Below are 18040 nucleotides of genomic sequence, written 5' to 3'. Positions count from 1 at the left end.
GCGATGAAATCTTGGGGGTTGGTGCTGCTGCTGGTCGCGGCAGGTTGGTCGCTGGCGGGGTGCAGCCAGCCGCGGCCGAAGCCGATTCTGGGCTGTGCCTATCAGCTGGTGCCACTCACCGTGCAGACGCCCGGCGGGCCCGCGCAGATGCGGCTCCAGGCGATGCCCGGTGCCGAGCGCTGGGGCGAGGTGCTGCGCGAGCGCCGGCGCCTGCGGTCGGGCGCGGCGCAGGCCAAGCGGGGCACGCCGCCCGCCGACCAGTTCCTCGCGCTGAGCGGCGGTGGCCAGCACGGGGCGTTCGGCGCGGGCTTCTTCTACGCCATGGGCGATCTGCCGAGCTGGGACATCGTCACCGGGGTCAGCACGGGATCGCTCCAGAGCACCCTGCTGTTCCTCGCCAACCAGCCGGTGCCCGAGGACCGCACCGATTACAGCTGGGTCGACGGGCCGTTGTCGGGCCAGGGCGGCGACGGGCGCTTCGTGGTGCGGCCGCACGTCTCCAATGTCGGCGACCTGGTGCTCGCCTATTCGATCGCGCGCGAGGCCGATCTGCTGCGGGTCCGCAAGGGCGGGGCGGCGCTGGGCGCGGTGTTCCGCGGCTCGGCGGCGCATTTCGGTCCGCTGCACGATCGGCTGACCAGGATCATGACGATCGGCACGCTGCGTGCGGTCGGCCGCGAATGGCGCGACCAGAACCGCCAGCTGTTCGTTGGCGTGAGCAACCTCGACGACGGCGAGGGCTATGCCATCGACATGACCGAGCTCGCCGCCCGCACGCTGGCGACCGATGTGCCTGCCGAATTGTCGCGGATCCAGGACTGCTATGTCGATGCCCTCCTCGCCTCCTCCTCGGTGGCGCCGGGGGTACCCCCGCGTACCCTGGAGACGCGCCGCGGCACGGAAATGTACATGGACGGCGGTGCGCGCTTCGGCGTGTTCCTGGAACCCATGCTGCGCGCCTTCACCGACGCAGGGGGCGGGCAGGCGCAGGTGACGCTGATGGTCAACACCACGATGGAGGCGCCGCGCTGGAGCGGGGGCGATGGCCCGCGCCAGCGCTGGTCCGCCGCCGATGCGGCGGCGCGGGCGGTGAAGCTGCTCGAGACACAGGTCTATCGCTTCTCCGCCGCGAGCGTGGAGACGGCCGCCGTGATGAACGGCGGGGTCGACATGGCCTATCTAGGCAATACCGGCATCGCCGGGGGCGAGGCGCCGCTCGATCATGCGTATAATGGGAAAAGCTGCGCCGAATGGCTGGCGCTCGACGCTGCCGCCAGGCCGCTGCAATTCTCGCCGCGCTACATGGCGTGCATCGCCGATTACGGCAGGTCGCGCGGGGCGACCGCGCAGTGGAACCGCCGCCTGGCGCCCCCGTACTAAAGGCAGGTTGACCTGTGGCCCCGCTGGGCCGTAAACAGCGCGACGGGCGGCCCGGATAGGTCGCCCTTTTGCGTTTCTGGAGTTTCCCCAACCTTTTTTCGTCAAGGAGTATCGTTCCCATGACCATCACCCCGCTCATGCCCGTCTACCCGCGGTGCGGTGTGCGGCCGGTGCGAGGCGAGGGCTGCTACCTGATCGGGGAACGAGGGGAACGCTATCTCGATTTCGCCGCCGGTATCGCCGTCAACGCGTTGGGCCATGGCCACCCGCATCTGGTGAAGGCGATCGCCGACCAGGCCGCCACGCTGATGCACGTATCGAACCTGTACGGCAGCCCCCAGGGCGAGGCGCTGGCCGAGCGTCTGCTCAAGCACAGCTTCGCCGACACGGTGTTCTTCACCAATTCGGGCGTCGAGGCGATCGAGTGCGCGATCAAGACCGCGCGCCGCTATCACTATGCGAACGGCAATCCGCAGCGGCACAAGCTGATCACCTTCAAGAACGCCTTCCACGGCCGTTCGCTGGGCGCGATTTCGGCGACCGACCAGGGCAAGATGCGCGACGGGTTCGAGCCGCTGCTGCCCGGCTTCGACTATGTGCCGTTCAACGATCTGGAGGGCGCGCTCGCCAAGATCGACGACGAGACCGCCGGCTTCCTGGTCGAGACGATCCAGGGCGAAGGCGGCATGACCGCGGGCAAGGTCGAATTCATCCAGGGCCTGCGCAAGGCCTGCGACGAGCACGGCCTGCTGCTGATCCTCGACGAGATCCAGTGCGGCTATGGCCGTACTGGCAAGATGTGGGCCTATGAGCATTACGGCATCACGCCCGACATCATGACCTCGGCCAAGGGGATCGGCGCGGGCTTCCCGCTCGGCGCCTGTCTCGCCACCGAGGAAGCGGCGAAGGGCATGGTCGCCGGCACCCACGGCTCCACCTATGGCGGCAACCCGCTGGCGATGGCGGCGGGCATGGCGGTGCTCGACGTGATGGAGGAGCCCGGCTTCCTCGAGCATGTCACCCGCATGGGCGAGCGCCTGCGCCAGGCGTTCGAGCAGCTGATCCCCAACCATGATCACCTGTTCGAGGAGATCCGCGGCAAGGGGCTGATGCTCGGCATCAAGATGAAGGACAGCGTGGTGAGCCGCGACTTCGTGGCGCATCTGCGCGACCATCACGGGCTGCTGACCGTGGCGGCGGGCGAGAACGTGTTCCGCGTGCTGCCCCCGCTGGTGATCGACGAAAGCCACATCGCCGAGGCGGTCGACAAGCTGAGCGCCGGTGCGCGCAGCTTCGCGGTGCCCGCCGCGGCCTGAGGTGCGTCCTGCCGATCCTCCCCCGGAGGGGGAGGGGGACCGCCCGCCGGGCGGTGGAGGGGTGTCCCCGCCGGTGACGGCGGACCGCCCCTCCAGCGGGGACACCCCTCCGTCAGGCCTGCGGCCTGCCACCTCCCCTTGCAGGGGAGGAATTGAAGACAGATTCCCTCGCACTGCCCTGCCGAATTGCGGAGCTACCAAGATGCGCCACTTTATCGATCTCACCGATGCCGGGCCCGACGCGATCGCGGCGATGCTCAACGACGCGCTCGCCCGAAAGGCCGCCCGCGCCGGCTGGCCCAAGGGCAAGCCCGACGCCGACGCCCCGCTCGCCGGCCACACGCTGGCGATGATCTTCGAGAAGAATTCCACCCGCACCCGCGTGTCGTTCGACATGGCGATCCGCCAGCTCGGCGGCACCAGCATCGTGATGGACGCGGGCTCGATGCAGCTCGGCCGCGGCGAAAGCATCGCCGATACCGCGCGCGTGCTTTCCGGCTATGTCGACGCGATCATGATCCGCACCGACGATCACCAGAAGGTGATCGACATGGCGAAATACGCCAGCGTGCCGGTGATCAACGGCCTCACCGACGCCTCGCATCCCTGCCAGATCATGGCCGACCTGCTGACCATTCTGGAAAGCGGCAAGGCGCTGCCGGGCCTCAAGGTCGCCTGGTTGGGCGACGGCAACAATGTGCTCGCCTCGATCATGGAAGCCGGCGGGCTGATGCAGTTCGACGTCGTCGCCGCTTGCCCCCAGGGCTATCAGCCGAGCGATGCCGAGGTGGCGAAGGGGAAGGGGCGCGCCCGCGTCGTCGGCACCGCGCGCGAGGCCGTGGAAGGCGCGGACATCATCGTCACCGATACCTGGATCTCGATGGGCCAGGCTCATGCCGAGACCAAGCTCAAGGCGATGATGCCCTTCCAGGTCGACGAGGCGCTGATGGCCGCCGCCAAGCCGGATGCGAAGTTCCTCCATTGCCTGCCCGCGCATCGCGGCGAGGAAGTCACCGACGCCGTGATCGACGGGCCGCAATCGCTGATCTGGCCCGAGGCGGAGAACCGTCTCCACGCGCAGAAGTCCGTGCTGCGCTGGTGCTTCGGGCAGCTCTGAGCGCTTGCGTGATCCTCCCCCTGGCGGGGGAGGATACTGGGTCAGATCCCCGCGAGCGCGCTCACCGCGGCGACATCGGCCATCGGCAGTGCCCCCACCGCTTGCTCCACCGACGCCAGCGCCTGCTCCGCCGACTGCTTGTCGCTGCCGTCGCGGGGATCCTCGTTGCGATGCTTGTGGTCCTTGCGGCGCAGCGCGGCCTTGAGCTCGCGGGCGAGGGCGCGAGCGTCGTTCTTGAACTCGTCATCGGCCTTGGCGCGCGCGGCGTCGGCGGCACGCTTGTCGTCGGCCGCTCTGGTCGCAGCGGGCGCGGCCGCCTCGGGCTTGGCCGCTTCGCCCTCGGTCGCGGCGTTTTCCTTCGCGGGAGACTCGGCGGCGGGCGTCGCTTCGCCCGCACCCGCGATCGCACTGTCCGTCCCGGCCTCGCCTGCCGGCGCAGCCCCGCCGGCCGAGGCATCCCCGCCCTCGGCCCCGCCGAGCTCGACCGTGCTCCCGCCCGCGCTGGTATAGCTCTTCACCGCGGCAGCGAGCTCGCGCGCGATCTGGGCGGCGGCCCTGGCGAGCTTCTTGGGATCGCCGGCATAGATCATTTTCAGCGCCTGGAGCCGCGCCTTCAGCTCCTTCACCTTCTGCGCCGCGCGCGCCTTCTGGTCGTCGCTGGTCCTGGACTTGACCGCCCCCAGCATGGCGACGGCCTGCTTGGCCTCCTCCAGCTTGCGCGCGGCCATCTCGTCCTTTTTGGAGGGCGACGCGCTGGCGGTGGTGCCGGTGCCGGTATCGCGCAGCGAGGTCGTTGAGGCCAGGGCGGAGAAGGAAATGGCGGGGATCTTCATCTTTGTTTCATAGAGGCCGATGCGCGCAAGGGTTGGCGCGTCCCGGCAAAACTACGTAAATTGTCAATATTGGTGCGCGCCAGGCACCGTCATTGCCGGCGCTGAAGCGTGGTTGCGACCGAATGGCCTAAGAATTGGCCGAGTGCCGCAACAAAAGCGATGCGCCCCCTAACAATCTTTGTACGGCACCCCATATAGATAGCGCTGACGTCGCATGCGACGGATATCGGGCCGCCTCGGCTCCTCCCTTTGTCCCTTTCTAGCCTCACCGAAGCCGGGATGCGCCGCTGTTGGCGCATGCCCGTCATGCCTGGGACAAAGGATGCCCAATATGATCACCGGAACCGTAAAATTCTTCAATAACGACAAGGGCTATGGCTTTATCGCGCCGGAAACCGGCGGCGGCGACGCCTTTGTCCACATCTCGGCCGTCGAGCGCGCCGGCATGCACACGCTCGATAAGGACCAGCGCGTTTCCTACGAGCTGGAGACCGATCGTCGCGGCAAGACCTCGGCCGTGAACCTTCAGTCCGCCTGAAGCCCGGCGGTTCGGGCGGGTACCGTGGTGCTCGCCCGAGCCCCTGAAGATCCGGCGGGGGACACCCTGCTTCCGGGAATGGAGGACTGCATGTCCAGAGCAATCAATGTGCGCGCCGCCAAGGAACACGTCGTCGCGACCTGCGCCAAGCGCAAGATCGCGATCAGCGCGATCGAGACGCTGCAGTCGGGCGGAACGCGCGTCGTGATGAACAGCGCGGCCGATACGGCGATCATCGCCAAGGCCTATGGCAGCAAGGTGATCGCCGGTGCGGTCACGCGCGTGCCGACGAGAATGGGGAGTCTGTAGAATATGGCGGCATATAGAGCCCCGAATTTCCAGGAACGCGCCACCGCGGCGTCTGAGGCCAAGCGCAAGGCGCTGGCCCAGCTGCGCGCAAGGCCCGCGGCGGATACGACTGCCCTGGCGGCTGCCAAGGAGCGGCGCCTGGCCGCCGAACGTGCGGACGCCGAGAAGCGCGCCGCGGCCGCGGCCGAGCGCGAGGAGCGCGCCGCTGCCGAGCGCGAAAGCAAGGCAGAGGCCGTCCGTGCGGCGGAGGCTGCGGCAGCGGCTGCAGCGGCCGTGCCGGTGTTGACCGAGGCCGACCGCAAGGCGGCGCGGGATGCCAGATATGCGGCGCGCAAGAACAACAAGCGCGCCCGCTGACCCGATCGCGACCGCGAGGTCGTGACGGCGCAAGGGACAGGAGCAGCTATGGCCAAGGGTCAGAAGAAGTCGAACAAGGAAGTTCGCAAGCCGAAGGCCGAGAAGCCTCCGAAGCAGAACGCCTCCAACCCGAGCGCCAAGGGCAAGCCGGTTGAGATGACTACCCTCAAGAGCTGAGGACGAAGGGGCGCGCGTCCGCGTGCCCCTTTCGCCGTGTCGCGACGGTTTGCGATGCGCGCGGCGCGCGGGATGGCGGCTCCGCCTCGCGGTGCCCCGCATTGTTTCCCGCCGCGAAACCCCTATTTACACCTCCGAACCCAGACAATGCGTTCGTCGGAACGCGCGGAGTCACCCAGACTTCTCGCGGCCCGCCCGAATGCCGGAGACTATGTCGTGACCAATCCCGCTCCCGCCGCCGATCTCGATCGCGTGACCGGCTTTGCCATCCCCGACCGCCATGTCCGCGGCCGCGTCGCCCGGCTGGGCCCGGTGCTGAACGAGATCCTCTCGGCCCATGCCTATCCCGCGCCGATCGAGAAGCTGCTGGCCGAGGCGCTGACCCTCACCGCGCTGCTCGGCAGCACGCTCAAGGATGCCGAGGGGCAGATGACGCTGCAGGCGCAGACCCAGCGCGGCATCGTCAGCCTGATGGTGTGCGACTACAAGAATGGCGAGCTGCGCGGCTATGTGCAGTTCGATGCCACGCGGCTGAGCCGGCTCGGCAAGAACCCGTCGCTCAGCGCGCTGTTCAACGGCGGCTATCTGGCGGTGACCTTCGACCAGGCGCTCACCAAGGAACGCTATCAGGGCATCGTGCCGCTGGAAGGCGCCTCGATCGCCGAGGCGGCGCAGAGCTATTTCCTTCAGTCGGAACAGATCCCGACGCTGGTGCGGCTGGGCGTCAACAAGGACAAGGCGACCGGCAAGATCGTCGCCGGCGGCCTGTTCCTCCAGCATCTGCCCGAGGGCGAGGTGGGGCGCGAGCGGCTGCACGTGCGGCTCGACCATCCCGAATGGCAGCATGTCGAGGCGCTGGGCGGCACGATGGGTGCCGACGAGCTGGCCAATGCGGCGATCCCGCTGGAAGGGCTGGTGTGGCGGCTGTTCAACGAGGAGAGCGAGGTGCGCATGCTCGCCGGGCATGATCTGTCGCGCGGCTGCCGCTGCGGGGCGGATTATATCCAGCAGGTGCTCGCCAAGTTCCCCGAGGAAGAGCGCGCCGCGATGGCCGACGAGGGCGGCGTGATCAAGGTCGATTGCGCCTTCTGCTCCAAGCAGTTCCCGGTGGCGCTCGCCGATTTCGTTCCGCCGTCGTTGTAAAGCCGTAATCCTCCTATGATATGTGAATCGGCGGGCGGTGCCGTGGAAGCGGTGCCGTCCCCCGAATGGGAGTTGAAGCGGGTGAACAAACGGGTGGTGTGGATGGCGGCGGCCGGGCTGGCGCTGGTGACGGCGAGCGCGTCGGCGCAGCAGCGGCCGGGAGGCGCGGCCTCAGCGGTGCGGAGCGTGGACGTGCCGGCGATCAACCTCATCCAGAAGGGCAAATGGGCGGTCCGCGACAGCGAGGGCGGCGAGCGCATGATGTGCGTGCGCGATCCCTACCAGATTCTCCGCCCCGAGAAGGTCACCACGCCCTGCCAGAATGTGGTGATGGAAAGCGCCGCCAGCCGCGCGACCGTCCGCAGCACCTGCGCCGGCCACGGCACGATGCTCACCCGCATCACCACCGATACGCCGCGCCAGGTGACCGTGGAGATGCAGGGCGTGATCGACGGCCAGCCTTTCTCCGAGACCTACGACGCCAAGCGCATCGGGGACTGTTCCTGAGCTGCTTGGTTACCATTCGTTAACCGGTCGGGGGTAGAAGGATGAGGTCCCCAGGGAGGTGTCTCTCCCTGGTTTGGTTTTCCCATTTCTATCCTTTCCGGCCGTCCCTTCGGGGGCGGCCATTTTTTTGCCGGCGAAAGCGCCTACATGCCGCCGATGACTCAAAGCATTGCCATCGCCCTGGTCTCGGGCGGACTCGATTCCATGGTCTCCGCCGCGCGTGCCCGCGAGGACGGCCACCGCCTGCTCGCCCTGTCGATCGACTATAACCAGCGCCACAAGGTCGAGCTGGAAGCCGCCGCGAAGATCGCCGCGATGCTCGGCGCCGAGCGCCACGTCGTGCTGCCGCTGGACCTGCGCGCCTTTGGCGGCTCCGCGCTCACTGCCGATATCGACGTGCCCAAGACCGGCGTCGGCAGCGACATTCCGATCACCTATGTGCCGGCGCGCAACACGATCTTCCTCAGCCTCGCGCTCGGCTGGGCAGAGGCGGCGGGGGCGCGCGACCTGTATATCGGCGTCAACGCGCTCGATTATTCGGGCTATCCCGATTGCCGACCCGAATTCATCGCCGGCTTCGAGAAGCTGGCCGAACTCGCCACCAAGGCGGGCGTGGAGGGCGAGCCTTTCCGCATCCAGGCGCCGCTCCAGAACATGAGCAAGGCCGATATCGTCCGCGAGGCGGCGCGGCTCGGGCTCGACGCGGGGCTCAGCTGGTCCTGCTACGACCCCACCCCCGAGGGTCTGCATTGCGGGCTGTGCGACAGCTGCCGGCTGCGCTCGCGCGGGTTCGAGGAAGCCGGGCTGCCCGATCCGACCCGCTACGCCACCCACCCATGAGCTACGCCGTCAAGGAGATGTTCCTCACCCTGCAGGGGGAGGGCGTCAATGCCGGGGCGCGGGCGGTGTTCGTCCGCTTCGCCGGCTGCAACCTCTGGTCGGGGCGGGAGGAAGACCGGGCGACGGCGGTGTGCCGCTTCTGCGACACCGATTTCGTCGGGATCGACGGCTTGGGCGGCGGCCGGTTCGCGGATGCCGCGGCGCTGGTTGACGCAGTGGAGGGCCATTGGGGCCCCGGCGCGGACAAGCGCTTCGTGGTGCTGACCGGCGGGGAGCCGATGCTCCAGATCGACGATGCGCTGGTGGAGGCGCTGCATGCCCGCGGCTTCCGCATCGCGATCGAGAGCAACGGCACGCTGCCGGTGCATCCGGGCATCGACTGGGTGTGCATCAGCCCCAAGGCGGGCAGCGAGGTGGTGCAGCGGCGCGGCGACGAGCTCAAGCTGGTCTGGCCGCAGCCGGGTACGAATCTGGAGGCGATCGAAGGGTGGGATTTCGCCCATTTCCTGATCCAGCCGATGGACAGCGCCGAGGCCGAGGCCAATACCCGCGCGGCGATCGCCGTGGCGATGGAGCGGCCGCGCTGGCGGCTGACGCTGCAGACCCACAAGATGCTGGGCCTGCGCTGAGCAAAAAAGAAGGGGTGGCGCATCGGCCACCCCCCTTTCGATTCAGATCAAGCTTGATTCAGCTCAACGCGCCGCACTTGCGGGCCTGATACTCGCCGTTCCGCCAGCATTTGTCGTTGCCGAACTGCGGCAGCGGACGCAGGACCGGCCAGACGAATGTCACGCGGCGGGTGCGGAAATGCTGCTCGCCCCAAGCCTTGAGGCTCTCGCGCAGCTCGCGCATCCGGCGCACCGCCACGTCGCCCAGTTCCCCGCGCGGCGCGTACACCGCATCCTGGCCGATTGAGGCGGCCGTCTGGCAGAAAGACAGCTGGCCAGAGACAGTGGAAAAGCTGGAATAGACGCGGGTCGAGAACACGTCGAGCGCGTTCTGCGCGGCCTTCTTGGTCTTCGCCGTTTTTAAGAAATATTTCTCGAGCGTATCATATGCTTTATTGAACTCGTCATCATGGTCTTTGCGGACTGCGACATAGTTGTCATCCGCAAGCAATGTCGGCTCGAACTTGCACTGCAGTGCAGCAACGTTGAGCGCGGCGCGCAGGCTCCAGACCAAAGCGGCGCGCAGCTCCGCCGGCGAGGCGCCGGGCATCGCCTGGGCGATCATGCCGGGCTCGTTGCCGGTGACCGGCGGACCCGACAGATCCACCGACTTGAAGAAGAATTGCGCCGAAGCAGGCGCCGAAACGCACATTGCCGCGAGGGCAGCCATGCCCAAAGTGATACGCCGACCGAGCATCCCATCCTCTTGATACCGCTATGAGAGATGTTCGTTAGGGCGTTTCGATTCGTCGCCCAAGCCCCTTTTTTCCAAACACGACGATCCGTGGGGGACGGGAGGGGGCCGGTCCCGAAACGAGAAGGGCCGCCCGGTCGCCCGGACGGCCCTTTCGTAGAAACACGCCGAAGCGCGATGATTACATCGCGTTCGAAGCGTTCATCGTGCCGTTGTCAACCATCGCGCCGTTGTCGACCGGAGCGGCGACGTCAACGTTGGTGACCGAAGCGTCGGTGGTGTTTTCCGGCGCAACGACTTCGGTGGTGTTGTTGACGTTGGTTTCGGTGTTGCTGGTGCACGCCGAAGCCAGGAGGGCCGCACCGGCGATCATCGAACCAGCAACGATCTTCGAAAGGACTGCACGCATGTAATAGCTCCCTAGATAATGGATTTGGACGACGCTTGTACGCCGTTAATACCCAAACCGTGCTGGACATTAGACGGTTCGGGGGACACCCTCAAGACTCGAATTTATCCCGCGCGATCCAGAGCGTCCAAAAATGGCAAAAATGTGGCCTGCAGCGCCTGATCGAAGCGTTCCGTCGCAATCGGTTTTCCCAGCTTCGCGGCGCTGGTGACGGGGAATTCGGCGATTCCGCAGGGCACGATGCCGGTGAAATGGGTCAGGTCCGGATCCAGATTGATCGCGAATCCGTGCAACGTCACCCATTGGCGGATTCGCACGCCGATCGCGCCGATCTTGGCCTCGACGCCCTGATCGAGCGTCCAGATGCCGATCCGCCCGGGCGCGCGGAACGCCTCGATGCCGCAATCGCCGAGCGCCGCGATCACCCAGCCTTCGATCGCATGGACATAGTTGCGCACGTCGCGCTGCCGCTCGCGCAGGTCGAGCACGACATAGCCGATCCGCTGGCCGGGCCCGTGATAGGTATAGCGCCCGCCGCGCCCGGTACGATGGACGGGGAAGCGCGGATCGAGCATTTCGGCGGGATCGGCGCTGGTGCCGGCGGTGTAGACGGGCGGATGCTCGAGCAGCCAGACCAGTTCCTGCGCGGTGTGCGCGGTGACGGCGGCGGCGCGCGCCTCCATCGCGGCATGGGCTTCGGCATAGTCGATCGGCCGGGGCTCGACCCGCCATTCGATGGTTTCGTGCATGATCGCCGCCGCTTGCGCCCTTCCGCGGCCCAAGGCAAGCATTGGCAAGGCGGTGCCCCCCGGCTAACACCCCGGGTCCCTCACGCAAGGACTTCGCCGCATGGCAAAAATGGGTATCGTCTGGGAACGGACCACGGCGTTCGTCGGCGAGCATCTCGGTGCGCTGGTGCCGGTCGCGCTGCTCGCCTTCGTGGTGCCGAGCGTGCTCAACAGCTGCGTCTCGGCCGCGGCGGTGACCGCGAGCCCGGGCGTGCGCCTGGCGGTGGGAGTAGTGGTCGTGCTGCTGTCGATCGTCTCCTTCTGGGGCTCTCTGAGCGTGATCGCACTGGCGACCGGCGCGAGCGGACTGGCGGGTGCGGGACAATTGGCGGCGCGGCGGCTGCCGGCGGCGCTTCTGGTCGCGATCGGGATCGGGGTCGCCGCGGCGCTGGCGATGCTGCCCGTGCCGCTGATCCTCGCCACGCGCGGCTATGACGTGCTGGCGATCGCCGCCGGGCAGGGCGCGACCATGACGATCGATCCGCAGACCTCGAGCATGGTCGCGCTGTGGGTGCTGGTGCTGATCCTCGCCTTCTTCTTCCTCTTCACACGCCTGCTGCTCGTCAGCACGGTGGTGCTGCGCGAGGGGCTGCTGTTCGGCGCGATCCGGCGTTCCTGGGCACTCACCCGCGGCCATGGCTGGCGGATCCTCGGCCTGTTGCTGCTGTTCACGCTGATCGGCGGGGTCGCGCAGCTCGCCGCGAAGCTGGTGTTCGGCAGCGTGTTCGCGCTGCTCTTCGGCAACGCGCCGGGCCTGACCACGGCGATGCTGCTCACCACGATCGTCACCGCGAGCGTGCAGGCGGTGGTGATGCTGCTGCTCGCCGCGTTCCAGGGCAAGCTCTACGTCGCGTTGACGGCGACCGATTCGGTTTGGCCCGCATGATGCTGCGCCTGGCCGGCCTGTTCGCCGATGCAAAGACCCTTTGGCAGCGCGAGCGTGCGCTGGTGCTGCCGGTTTCCGGCCTGTTCTTCCTGCTGCCCAGCCTCGGCATGCTGCTGCTGATGGTGCAGGGCGCACCCGATCTCGAATCGCTTTCCGATCAGGCGGTGCTGCTCGCCTTCTACCAGAAGTTCGTCGAGGCGAACGTGGTGCCGATCGCGCTTGCCTATCTGGCGGTCGACTATGGCATCCTCGCGCTGTTCAGCCTGTATCTGCGCGGCCAGGGCCAGACGCTGGGACAGGTGATGAAGGCCGCACTGCGACGGCTGTTCCCGTTCCTGGTGCTGGAGGTGGCCGTGAGCATCGGCTTCCAGCTCGGCTTCTCGCTGTTCATCGCGCCGGGCCTGTTCGTGTTCGCGCGGACCTGGCTGGCCGCGCCGGCCTATGCCGCCCGCCCCGAGGTCGGGCTGATCGAGGCGTTCAAGCAGGGCTGGGTGCGCAGCAGCGGGGTCACCGGGCTGCTCTTCCTGCTGGTCGCGGCGATGGTGTTTTCCGGCGGCATCGGCGCGATGGCGGTGGCGAGCATTTTCACCGGCCTGATCGCGACCGCGGCGGGCGGGGGCGCGGTGCCCGAGTTCCTAGGCTACCTACTGCTGTCGGTGATCGGTGCGGGCGTGTGGACCGCACTCGTCATCCTGCGGGTCGCCGCCTATCGTGCGACGGAGCCGAGCAGGGGAATGTGAGGCGCCGCCTCGGGCGGTAGCACGCCGAGCAGGCGCGGATCGGGGAAGGTCTCGATCGTGCGCTTGTAGGGCACGAAGCCGTGGCGGCGGTAGAAGCCGAGCGCGGCGGGGTGGTCGAGCGTGCAGGTGTGCACCCACACCCGCTCCACCTCCTTGCGCCAGGCAAAGGCGAGCGCCTGCGCCATCAGCCAGTCGCCATGGCCCTTGCCGGTGATCTCCGGCACCAGCCCGACATAGGAGAGCTCGCAGGTCGCTTCGCCGCGGAAATCGAGTTCGAGCATGCCGACCTCGACGCCTGCCCGGTCCACCACCGCATAGACGGCGACCTGCGGATCGTCGAGAATCGCCCGCAGTCGCGCCTCGTCCATCACCAGCCGCGAGAACCATAGCCACGGCCCACCCACCCGGCGGAACAGCGCGCGGTATTTCTCGCTCTCGGGCGCGGGCCAGTGGACCAGCCGGAACGGGGAGGGCTGGAGCGGCCGGGGGCGGGGCCGCTCCCGCATTTCCAGCGCGGTGACGATGGTGGCGAGATGGTCGTCGGCGACGGGCAGCAGGCCCATGGCTCAGCTCCAGGCGGCCATCGGCGGCAGGCTCATCAGGATCGCGTCGACATTGCCGCCGGTCTTGAGGCCGAACAGCGTGCCGCGATCGTAGATCAGGTTGAACTCGGCATAGCGACCGCGCCATTCGAGCTGGCGCTGGCGATCGGCCTCGTCGAACGGCTGGTGCATCCGGCGGCGGACCAGCTTCGGGTAGATGTCCAAGAAGGCGCGGCCGACATCCTGGGTGAGGGCAAAATCCGCCTCCCAGTCGTTTTCGAGGTGGTCGTAGAAGATGCCGCCCACGCCGCGATGCACCTGGCGGTGGGGTATGTAGAAATAGTCGTCCGCCCAGGCCTTGAACCGCGGATAATAAGACCGATCATGCGCGTCGCAGGCGGCCTGCAGCCTAGCATGGAAGTCGGCGGTATCCTCCTCATAGGGCAGCGGCGGGTTGAGATCGGCGCCGCCGCCGAACCAGCGCTTGGTGGTCGTCAGGAAGCGCGTGTTCATGTGGACCGCGGGGACATGCGGATTGGCCATGTGCGCGACCAGGCTGATGCCCGTGGCGAAGAAGCTGGGATCCTCGCCCGCGCCGTGGATCGTCTTGGCGAACTCGCCCTCGAACGCGCCCCCGACGGTGGAGACGTTGACGCCCACCTTCTCGAACACGCGGCCCTTCATCACCCCACGCACGCCGCCGCCGCCGGGGGCGCCGCCCGCATCGACGCGGTCCCAGGAGAGATAGTCGAATGACGCGTCCGATCCGGCCTCGCGCTCGATCGCCTCGAATTCGGCGCAGATCGAATCGCGCAGGCCCTCGAACCAGGTGCGGGCGCGCTGCTGCTGGTCGTCGAGCGTGATCATTGCGGGAATCCTTCGGTCTGGCGGAGCGCCTCGGCCAGCCCGATGCCCGTTGCGACCGCGAGGTTCAAGGAGCGCAGCTCCGGACGCAGCGGTATTCGCACTGCAGCATCGGCCCGATCGTGCACCATGTCCGGCACGCCGCTGCTCTCCGCCCCGAACAGCAGCGTGTCGCCGGCTTCGAACCGCGCCTCGGGCAGGCGGATGCCGCCGCGGGTGGTGAACAGCACCAGTCGGGCGCGCAGGCGCGCCTCGAACGCGGCCCAGTCGGCATGCCGCACCGTTTCCGGTTCATAGTCCATCGCGGCGCGCTTGCGGGCGCGATCGCCCCAGGGAAAACCCATAGGTTCGATCAGGTCGACCGCCACCCCCATGCACGCTGCCAGCCGCAAGATGGTGCCGACATTCCCTGCAATTTCAGGCTGGAACAATGCGACGCGAATTGTGGAGGGCGAAGTCATTTTGCAGTGCAACATTAAGGCCTTGGAGACGAGAAGATGAAAAACCCTGTTGGCAAAGCTGCATTGCGCCGTCTATCAAACTTGTAACGCCACCGGAAATCCGGCCGGCACTGAGCTTCGTTTCGTCCGCGTTCCTCTCCGCGGTTTTGGCGCGGAAGAGTTCCCGAAGTGCAAGGGCTAGAGCATGGCAACGTTTGAAGAAGGCGTTACTCCCGATCAGACTGTAGGCCCTGGCGGCGAAATTCTCGAGAATCCCCGTCGTCGCGATTATCTCCTGTACGCCGCCCCGGCCGTTGCGGCCGTCGGCGCGGGCGTTGTGGTGCTGCCGCTCGTCAACTCGATGAACCCCTCGGCCGACGTGCTGGCGCAGTCGACCACCGAGGTGAATCTCGCGGCGATCGAGCCGGGGCAGGCGATCAAGGCCAGCTTTCGCAAGCAGCCGCTGTTCGTGCGCAATCTCACGCCGCAGGAAATCGCACAGGCCGATGCGGTGCCGGTCTCCAGCCTGCGCGATCCGCAGACGCTCGACCAGCGCACCAAGGAAGGCCACAAGAATTGGCTGATCACGCTGGGCGTGTGCACCCATCTCGGCTGCGTGCCGCTGGGCGCGGGCGAAGGCGAGAGCCGCGGCCCGTTCGGCGGCTATTTCTGCCCGTGCCACGGCTCGGCCTATGATACTGCCGGCCGGATCCGTCAGGGTCCGGCGCCGAAGAACCTCGAAGTACCAAAATATAATTTCACGTCCGACACCGTCGTCGTGGTCGGGTGAGGAGAGACCTGGATGAGCTTTCCCTGGGCGCGCCATTACGAGCCGAAGAACCCGGTGATGAAATGGGTGGACGATCGGCTGCCGCTGCCGCGGTTCGTCTATAACGCGATCGGCGCCGGCTATCCGGTGCCGCGCAACCTCAATTACTTCTGGAACTTCGGCATCCTTGCGGGGCTGTCGCTGGTGATCCAGATCGTCACCGGCATCGTGCTGGCGATGCACTTCCACAGTGCTGCCACCGGGGCCTTCGAATCGGTCAACGGCACGATCATGCGGGATGTGAACGCGGGCTGGTTCCTGCGCTTCGCCCACGCCAACGGCGCCAGCATGTTCTTCATCGTGGTGTACATCCACATCTTCCGCGGCCTCCACTACGGATCGTACAAGGCGCCGCGCGAGATGGTGTGGCTGCTCGGCGTCGTCATCTTCCTGCTGATGATGGCCACCGCCTTCATGGGCTATGTGCTCCCCTGGGGGCAGATGAGCTTCTGGGGCGCGCAGGTGATCACCGGCTTCTTCTCGGCGATTCCCGTGGTCGGCGACTGGATCCGCATCTGGCTGCTCGGCGGCTATGCGCCGGACGATGCCGCGCTCAACCGGTTCTTCTCGCTCCATTATCTGCTGCCCTTCGTGATCGCGGGCGTGATCATCCTGCACATCTGGGCGCTGCACATCCCGGGTTCGAATAACCCGACCGGCGTGGAGGTGAAGGGCGAGCAGGATACCATCCCGTTCCACCCCTATTACACCGCCAAGGATGGGTTCGGGGTAGGCGTGTTCCTGATCCTGTTCTCGATCCTGATCTTCTTCTACCCGGACTATCTGGGCCACCCGGACAACTACATCCCGGCCAACCCGCTCTCGACGCCCGCGCACATCGTGCCCGAATGGTATTTCTGGCCCTTCTACGCGATCCTGCGCGCCTTCACCGCGGACTTCATCCTGCCGGCGAAACTGTGGGGCGTGCTGGCGATGTTCGGCTCGATCCTGCTGCTGTTCTTCCTGCCCTGGCTCGATCGCTCGCCGGTGCGCTCGGCCAATTACCGGCCGATGTACCGCGTCGCTTTCTGGGTGCTGGTCGCCGACGTGCTGATCCTCGGCTGGTGCGGCGGTTCGCCTGCGGAGCCGGTCTATGTGATCACGAGCCAGATCGCCGCGGCCTATTATTTCGCGCACTTCCTGATCATCGTGCCGATCATTTCGCGGATCGAGACGCCGCGCCCGCTGCCCAACTCGATCACCGAAGCGGTGCTCGGGAATGAAGGCGGATCGCGCATCACCGCCACCGCGGCGACGGCATAAGGGGGCCGGGAAACATGACGTCGATCTTCTTCCGCTCGATCAAGTTCCTGATCGGTGCCGGCTTCGTCTTCGTGCTGCTGCTCGCCCTGCTGGGCAGCATCACCGGCCTGATCAAGGAGCCGCCGAAGCAGACCGCCGAGCAGGCGCTGCACAAGCATCCCAAGGATCTGGACATCGCCTCGAACGGGCCGCTCGGCAAGTTCGACACCGCCCAGCTCCAGCGCGGCTTCAAGGTATACAAGGAAGTCTGCGCCGCGTGCCACTCGCTGCACATGATCGCCTTCCGCAATCTCAAGGATCTGGGGTACAGCGACGCCCAGGTGAAGAAGATCGCCAAGGAATGGGCGAACAAGCAGCCGGTGTTCGACGAGAAGGCCGGCACCTGGGGCGAGCGGGACAACATCCCGTCGGACCATATCCCCAAGGTCTATTATGCCGGCACCGGCAACCCGCCGGACCTCAGCCTGATCACCAAGGCGCGGCATGACGGCGCGGCCTATGTCCACTCGCTGCTGACCGGCTATGGCGAGAAGCCCGATCCCGCGCTGGCGGCCAAGTTCCCCGAGGCGATGAAGACGCCCGAGGGCATGCACTTCAACCCCTATTTCGCCAACCTCAACATCGCGATGCCGCCGCCGCTGACCAGCGAAGGCCAGGTCCAGTTCGACGACGGCACCCGCGCCACGGTCGACCAGATGGCGAAGGACGTCTCCGCCTTCCTCGTCTGGACCGCCGAGCCGACGCTGCAGACGCGCCACCAGGCGGGTGTGGCGGTCGTGATCTTCTTGCTGTTTGCCACCGGGCTCGCCTATGGCGCGTACCTCACGGTTTGGCGCGGCATGAAGCATTGATGGACACCCAGCAGAACGAAGACATCCGCAGTCGCATTCGCACGATCCCCGACTTTCCGAAGCCGGGGATCCTGTTTCGCGACATCACCACATTGCTGCTCGATCCCGAGGGGCTGCGGCTGACCATCGAGAAGATGGCGGCGCAGGTGGACGGCAAGATCGACCTCGTCGCCGGCGTCGAGGCGCGCGGCTTCGTGTTCGGCGCCGCACTGGCGGTGCGGCTGGGCACCGGCGTGCTGCTGATCCGCAAGGACGGCAAGCTGCCCGGCGCGACGATCGCCGAGGACTATGCCCTCGAATATGGCACCGACCGGATCGCCATCCATGCCGATGCGCTGGTGCCCGGCGCCCGCGTACTGCTGGTCGACGACCTGATCGCCACCGGCGGCACGGCGCGTGCGGCGGTGCGGCTGCTGCGCAAGGCCGGCGCGGAGGTCGTCCAGGCCTCGTTCGTCGTCGACTTGCCCGATCTCGGCGGCGCCGATGCGCTGCGCAGCGACGGGATCACCGTGTCGTCGCTGGTCGCGTTCGAAGGGCACTGAGGGAACT

General features: G+C 67.0%; 24 protein-coding genes. 17 read left to right on the top strand and 7 right to left on the bottom strand.

All coding sequences use genetic code 11. The annotated features are described in order from the left end of the window. Positions 1-3: 3 nt before the first annotated feature. The 3 genes from BM009_RS04240 to argF all read left to right on the top strand — a co-directional run bounded on the left by BM009_RS04240 (position 4) and on the right by argF (position 3813). Complete coding sequence (locus tag BM009_RS04240) at positions 4-1380, top strand: patatin-like phospholipase family protein (RefSeq protein ID WP_093294066.1); 1377 nt, start codon at positions 4-6, stop codon at positions 1378-1380. 119 nt (positions 1381-1499) lie between these two features. Then, on the top strand, positions 1500-2696 hold the full coding sequence (locus tag BM009_RS04235; RefSeq protein ID WP_093294064.1) for an aspartate aminotransferase family protein: 1197 nt from the start codon (positions 1500-1502) through the stop codon (positions 2694-2696). Positions 2697-2898: 202 nt separating this feature from the next. Then, positions 2899-3813 (top strand): ornithine carbamoyltransferase, encoded by a 915-nt coding sequence (gene argF / locus BM009_RS04230; RefSeq protein ID WP_093294063.1) that lies wholly within the window; start codon positions 2899-2901, stop codon positions 3811-3813. 41 nt (positions 3814-3854) lie between these two features. Here argF and BM009_RS22500 read toward each other — a convergent pair whose 3' ends face one another. Further along, positions 3855-4646 carry a hypothetical protein gene (locus tag BM009_RS22500; RefSeq protein WP_175487886.1) on the bottom strand — a complete coding sequence of 264 codons (792 nt, stop codon included), beginning with the start codon at positions 4644-4646 and terminating at the stop codon, positions 3855-3857. 331 nt (positions 4647-4977) lie between these two features. Between BM009_RS22500 and BM009_RS04220 the strand changes: the two genes are divergently transcribed. The 8 genes from BM009_RS04220 (at position 4978) to queE (ending at position 9146) form a co-directional block, all read left to right on the top strand. After that, positions 4978-5184, top strand: coding sequence for a cold-shock protein (locus BM009_RS04220; protein WP_093294641.1), 207 nt, complete (start codon positions 4978-4980; stop codon positions 5182-5184). A gap of 90 nt (positions 5185-5274) precedes the next feature. Next, the gene (locus tag BM009_RS04215; protein WP_093294639.1) at positions 5275-5493 is read left to right on the top strand and encodes a hypothetical protein; all 219 of its coding nucleotides are present in this window, start codon (positions 5275-5277) and stop codon (positions 5491-5493) included. Positions 5494-5496: 3 nt separating this feature from the next. Further along, the gene (locus BM009_RS04210) at positions 5497-5850 is read left to right on the top strand and encodes a DUF6481 family protein (protein WP_093294061.1); all 354 of its coding nucleotides are present in this window, start codon (positions 5497-5499) and stop codon (positions 5848-5850) included. 48 nt (positions 5851-5898) lie between these two features. Then, entirely contained in the window at positions 5899-6027 is a 129-nt protein-coding gene (locus BM009_RS23080; RefSeq protein WP_302847348.1) for a hypothetical protein, read from the top strand. 216 nt (positions 6028-6243) lie between these two features. Further along, positions 6244-7170 carry an Hsp33 family molecular chaperone HslO gene (locus tag BM009_RS04205; RefSeq protein ID WP_093294060.1) on the top strand — a complete coding sequence of 309 codons (927 nt, stop codon included), beginning with the start codon at positions 6244-6246 and terminating at the stop codon, positions 7168-7170. A gap of 81 nt (positions 7171-7251) precedes the next feature. Then, a complete protein-coding gene (locus BM009_RS04200; RefSeq protein WP_254772139.1) occupies positions 7252-7677 on the top strand; it encodes a DUF3617 family protein in 426 nt (141 codons plus the stop codon). Between the two features lie 147 nt (positions 7678-7824). Beyond that, on the top strand, positions 7825-8517 hold the full coding sequence (gene queC / locus BM009_RS04195) for a 7-cyano-7-deazaguanine synthase QueC (protein ID WP_093294057.1): 693 nt from the start codon (positions 7825-7827) through the stop codon (positions 8515-8517). Then, entirely contained in the window at positions 8514-9146 is a 633-nt protein-coding gene (gene queE, locus BM009_RS04190) for a 7-carboxy-7-deazaguanine synthase (RefSeq protein ID WP_093294055.1), read from the top strand. The genes queC and queE overlap by 4 nt, the downstream gene beginning before the upstream one ends. 58 nt (positions 9147-9204) lie before the next feature. On the opposite strand, the gene BM009_RS04185 is transcribed toward queE, so the two are convergent. The 3 genes from BM009_RS04185 to lipB all read right to left on the bottom strand — a co-directional run bounded on the left by BM009_RS04185 (position 9205) and on the right by lipB (position 11037). Continuing rightward, positions 9205-9855, bottom strand: coding sequence for a hypothetical protein (locus BM009_RS04185; RefSeq protein WP_254772138.1), 651 nt, complete (start codon positions 9853-9855; stop codon positions 9205-9207). A gap of 205 nt (positions 9856-10060) precedes the next feature. Further along, complete coding sequence (locus tag BM009_RS04180) at positions 10061-10288, bottom strand: hypothetical protein (protein ID WP_093294052.1); 228 nt, start codon at positions 10286-10288, stop codon at positions 10061-10063. 104 nt (positions 10289-10392) lie between these two features. Further along, on the bottom strand, positions 10393-11037 hold the full coding sequence (gene lipB / locus BM009_RS04175; RefSeq protein ID WP_093294638.1) for a lipoyl(octanoyl) transferase LipB: 645 nt from the start codon (positions 11035-11037) through the stop codon (positions 10393-10395). A gap of 100 nt (positions 11038-11137) precedes the next feature. Here lipB and BM009_RS04170 point away from each other — a divergent pair, with 100 nt between their 5' ends. Together BM009_RS04170 and BM009_RS04165 are read left to right on the top strand one after the other, a co-directional pair. Next, entirely contained in the window at positions 11138-11962 is an 825-nt protein-coding gene (locus BM009_RS04170) for a hypothetical protein (RefSeq protein WP_139216526.1), read from the top strand. Further along, the gene (locus BM009_RS04165) at positions 11959-12702 is read left to right on the top strand and encodes a hypothetical protein (RefSeq protein WP_093294049.1); all 744 of its coding nucleotides are present in this window, start codon (positions 11959-11961) and stop codon (positions 12700-12702) included. The genes BM009_RS04170 and BM009_RS04165 overlap by 4 nt, the downstream gene beginning before the upstream one ends. Here BM009_RS04165 and BM009_RS04160 read toward each other — a convergent pair. From BM009_RS04160 to BM009_RS04150, 3 genes are read right to left on the bottom strand one after another with little or no spacing between them, the layout of a single operon-like run. Beyond that, positions 12669-13265, bottom strand: a complete 597-nt coding sequence (locus BM009_RS04160; protein ID WP_093294047.1) for a GNAT family N-acetyltransferase — start codon at positions 13263-13265, stop codon at positions 12669-12671. The two genes, BM009_RS04165 and BM009_RS04160, sit on opposite strands and share 34 nt — an antisense overlap. A 3-nt stretch (positions 13266-13268) precedes the next feature. Beyond that, positions 13269-14111 carry an oxygen-dependent coproporphyrinogen oxidase gene (gene hemF, locus BM009_RS04155; RefSeq protein WP_093294045.1) on the bottom strand — a complete coding sequence of 281 codons (843 nt, stop codon included), beginning with the start codon at positions 14109-14111 and terminating at the stop codon, positions 13269-13271. Continuing rightward, positions 14108-14551 carry a tRNA (cytidine(34)-2'-O)-methyltransferase gene (locus BM009_RS04150; protein ID WP_093294636.1) on the bottom strand — a complete coding sequence of 148 codons (444 nt, stop codon included), beginning with the start codon at positions 14549-14551 and terminating at the stop codon, positions 14108-14110. Before BM009_RS04150 ends, hemF begins: the two co-directional genes overlap by 4 nt. A 202-nt stretch (positions 14552-14753) precedes the next feature. Between BM009_RS04150 and petA the strand changes: the two genes are divergently transcribed. Genes petA through BM009_RS04130 form a run of 4 tightly spaced genes read left to right on the top strand, consistent with a single transcriptional unit; the run spans position 14754 to position 18033 of the window. Continuing rightward, positions 14754-15338 (top strand): ubiquinol-cytochrome c reductase iron-sulfur subunit, encoded by a 585-nt coding sequence (gene petA / locus BM009_RS04145; RefSeq protein WP_175487885.1) that lies wholly within the window; start codon positions 14754-14756, stop codon positions 15336-15338. A 12-nt stretch (positions 15339-15350) separates the two neighbouring features. Then, on the top strand, positions 15351-16640 hold the full coding sequence (locus BM009_RS04140) for a cytochrome b (protein ID WP_093294044.1): 1290 nt from the start codon (positions 15351-15353) through the stop codon (positions 16638-16640). Between the two features lie 14 nt (positions 16641-16654). Next, positions 16655-17491, top strand: a complete 837-nt coding sequence (locus BM009_RS04135) for a cytochrome c1 (protein ID WP_093294042.1) — start codon at positions 16655-16657, stop codon at positions 17489-17491. Then, positions 17491-18033 carry an adenine phosphoribosyltransferase gene (locus BM009_RS04130; protein WP_093294040.1) on the top strand — a complete coding sequence of 181 codons (543 nt, stop codon included), beginning with the start codon at positions 17491-17493 and terminating at the stop codon, positions 18031-18033. Before BM009_RS04135 ends, BM009_RS04130 begins: the two co-directional genes overlap by 1 nt. The last annotated feature ends 7 nt before the right edge of the window (positions 18034-18040 follow it).

The organism is Sphingomonas sp. NFR04 (assembly GCF_900114095.1).
GTDB lineage: Bacteria > Pseudomonadota > Alphaproteobacteria > Sphingomonadales > Sphingomonadaceae > Sphingomonas.
The sequence above is the reverse complement of the archived record's forward strand: the minus strand, read 5'-3'. Positions and strand labels throughout refer to the sequence as shown.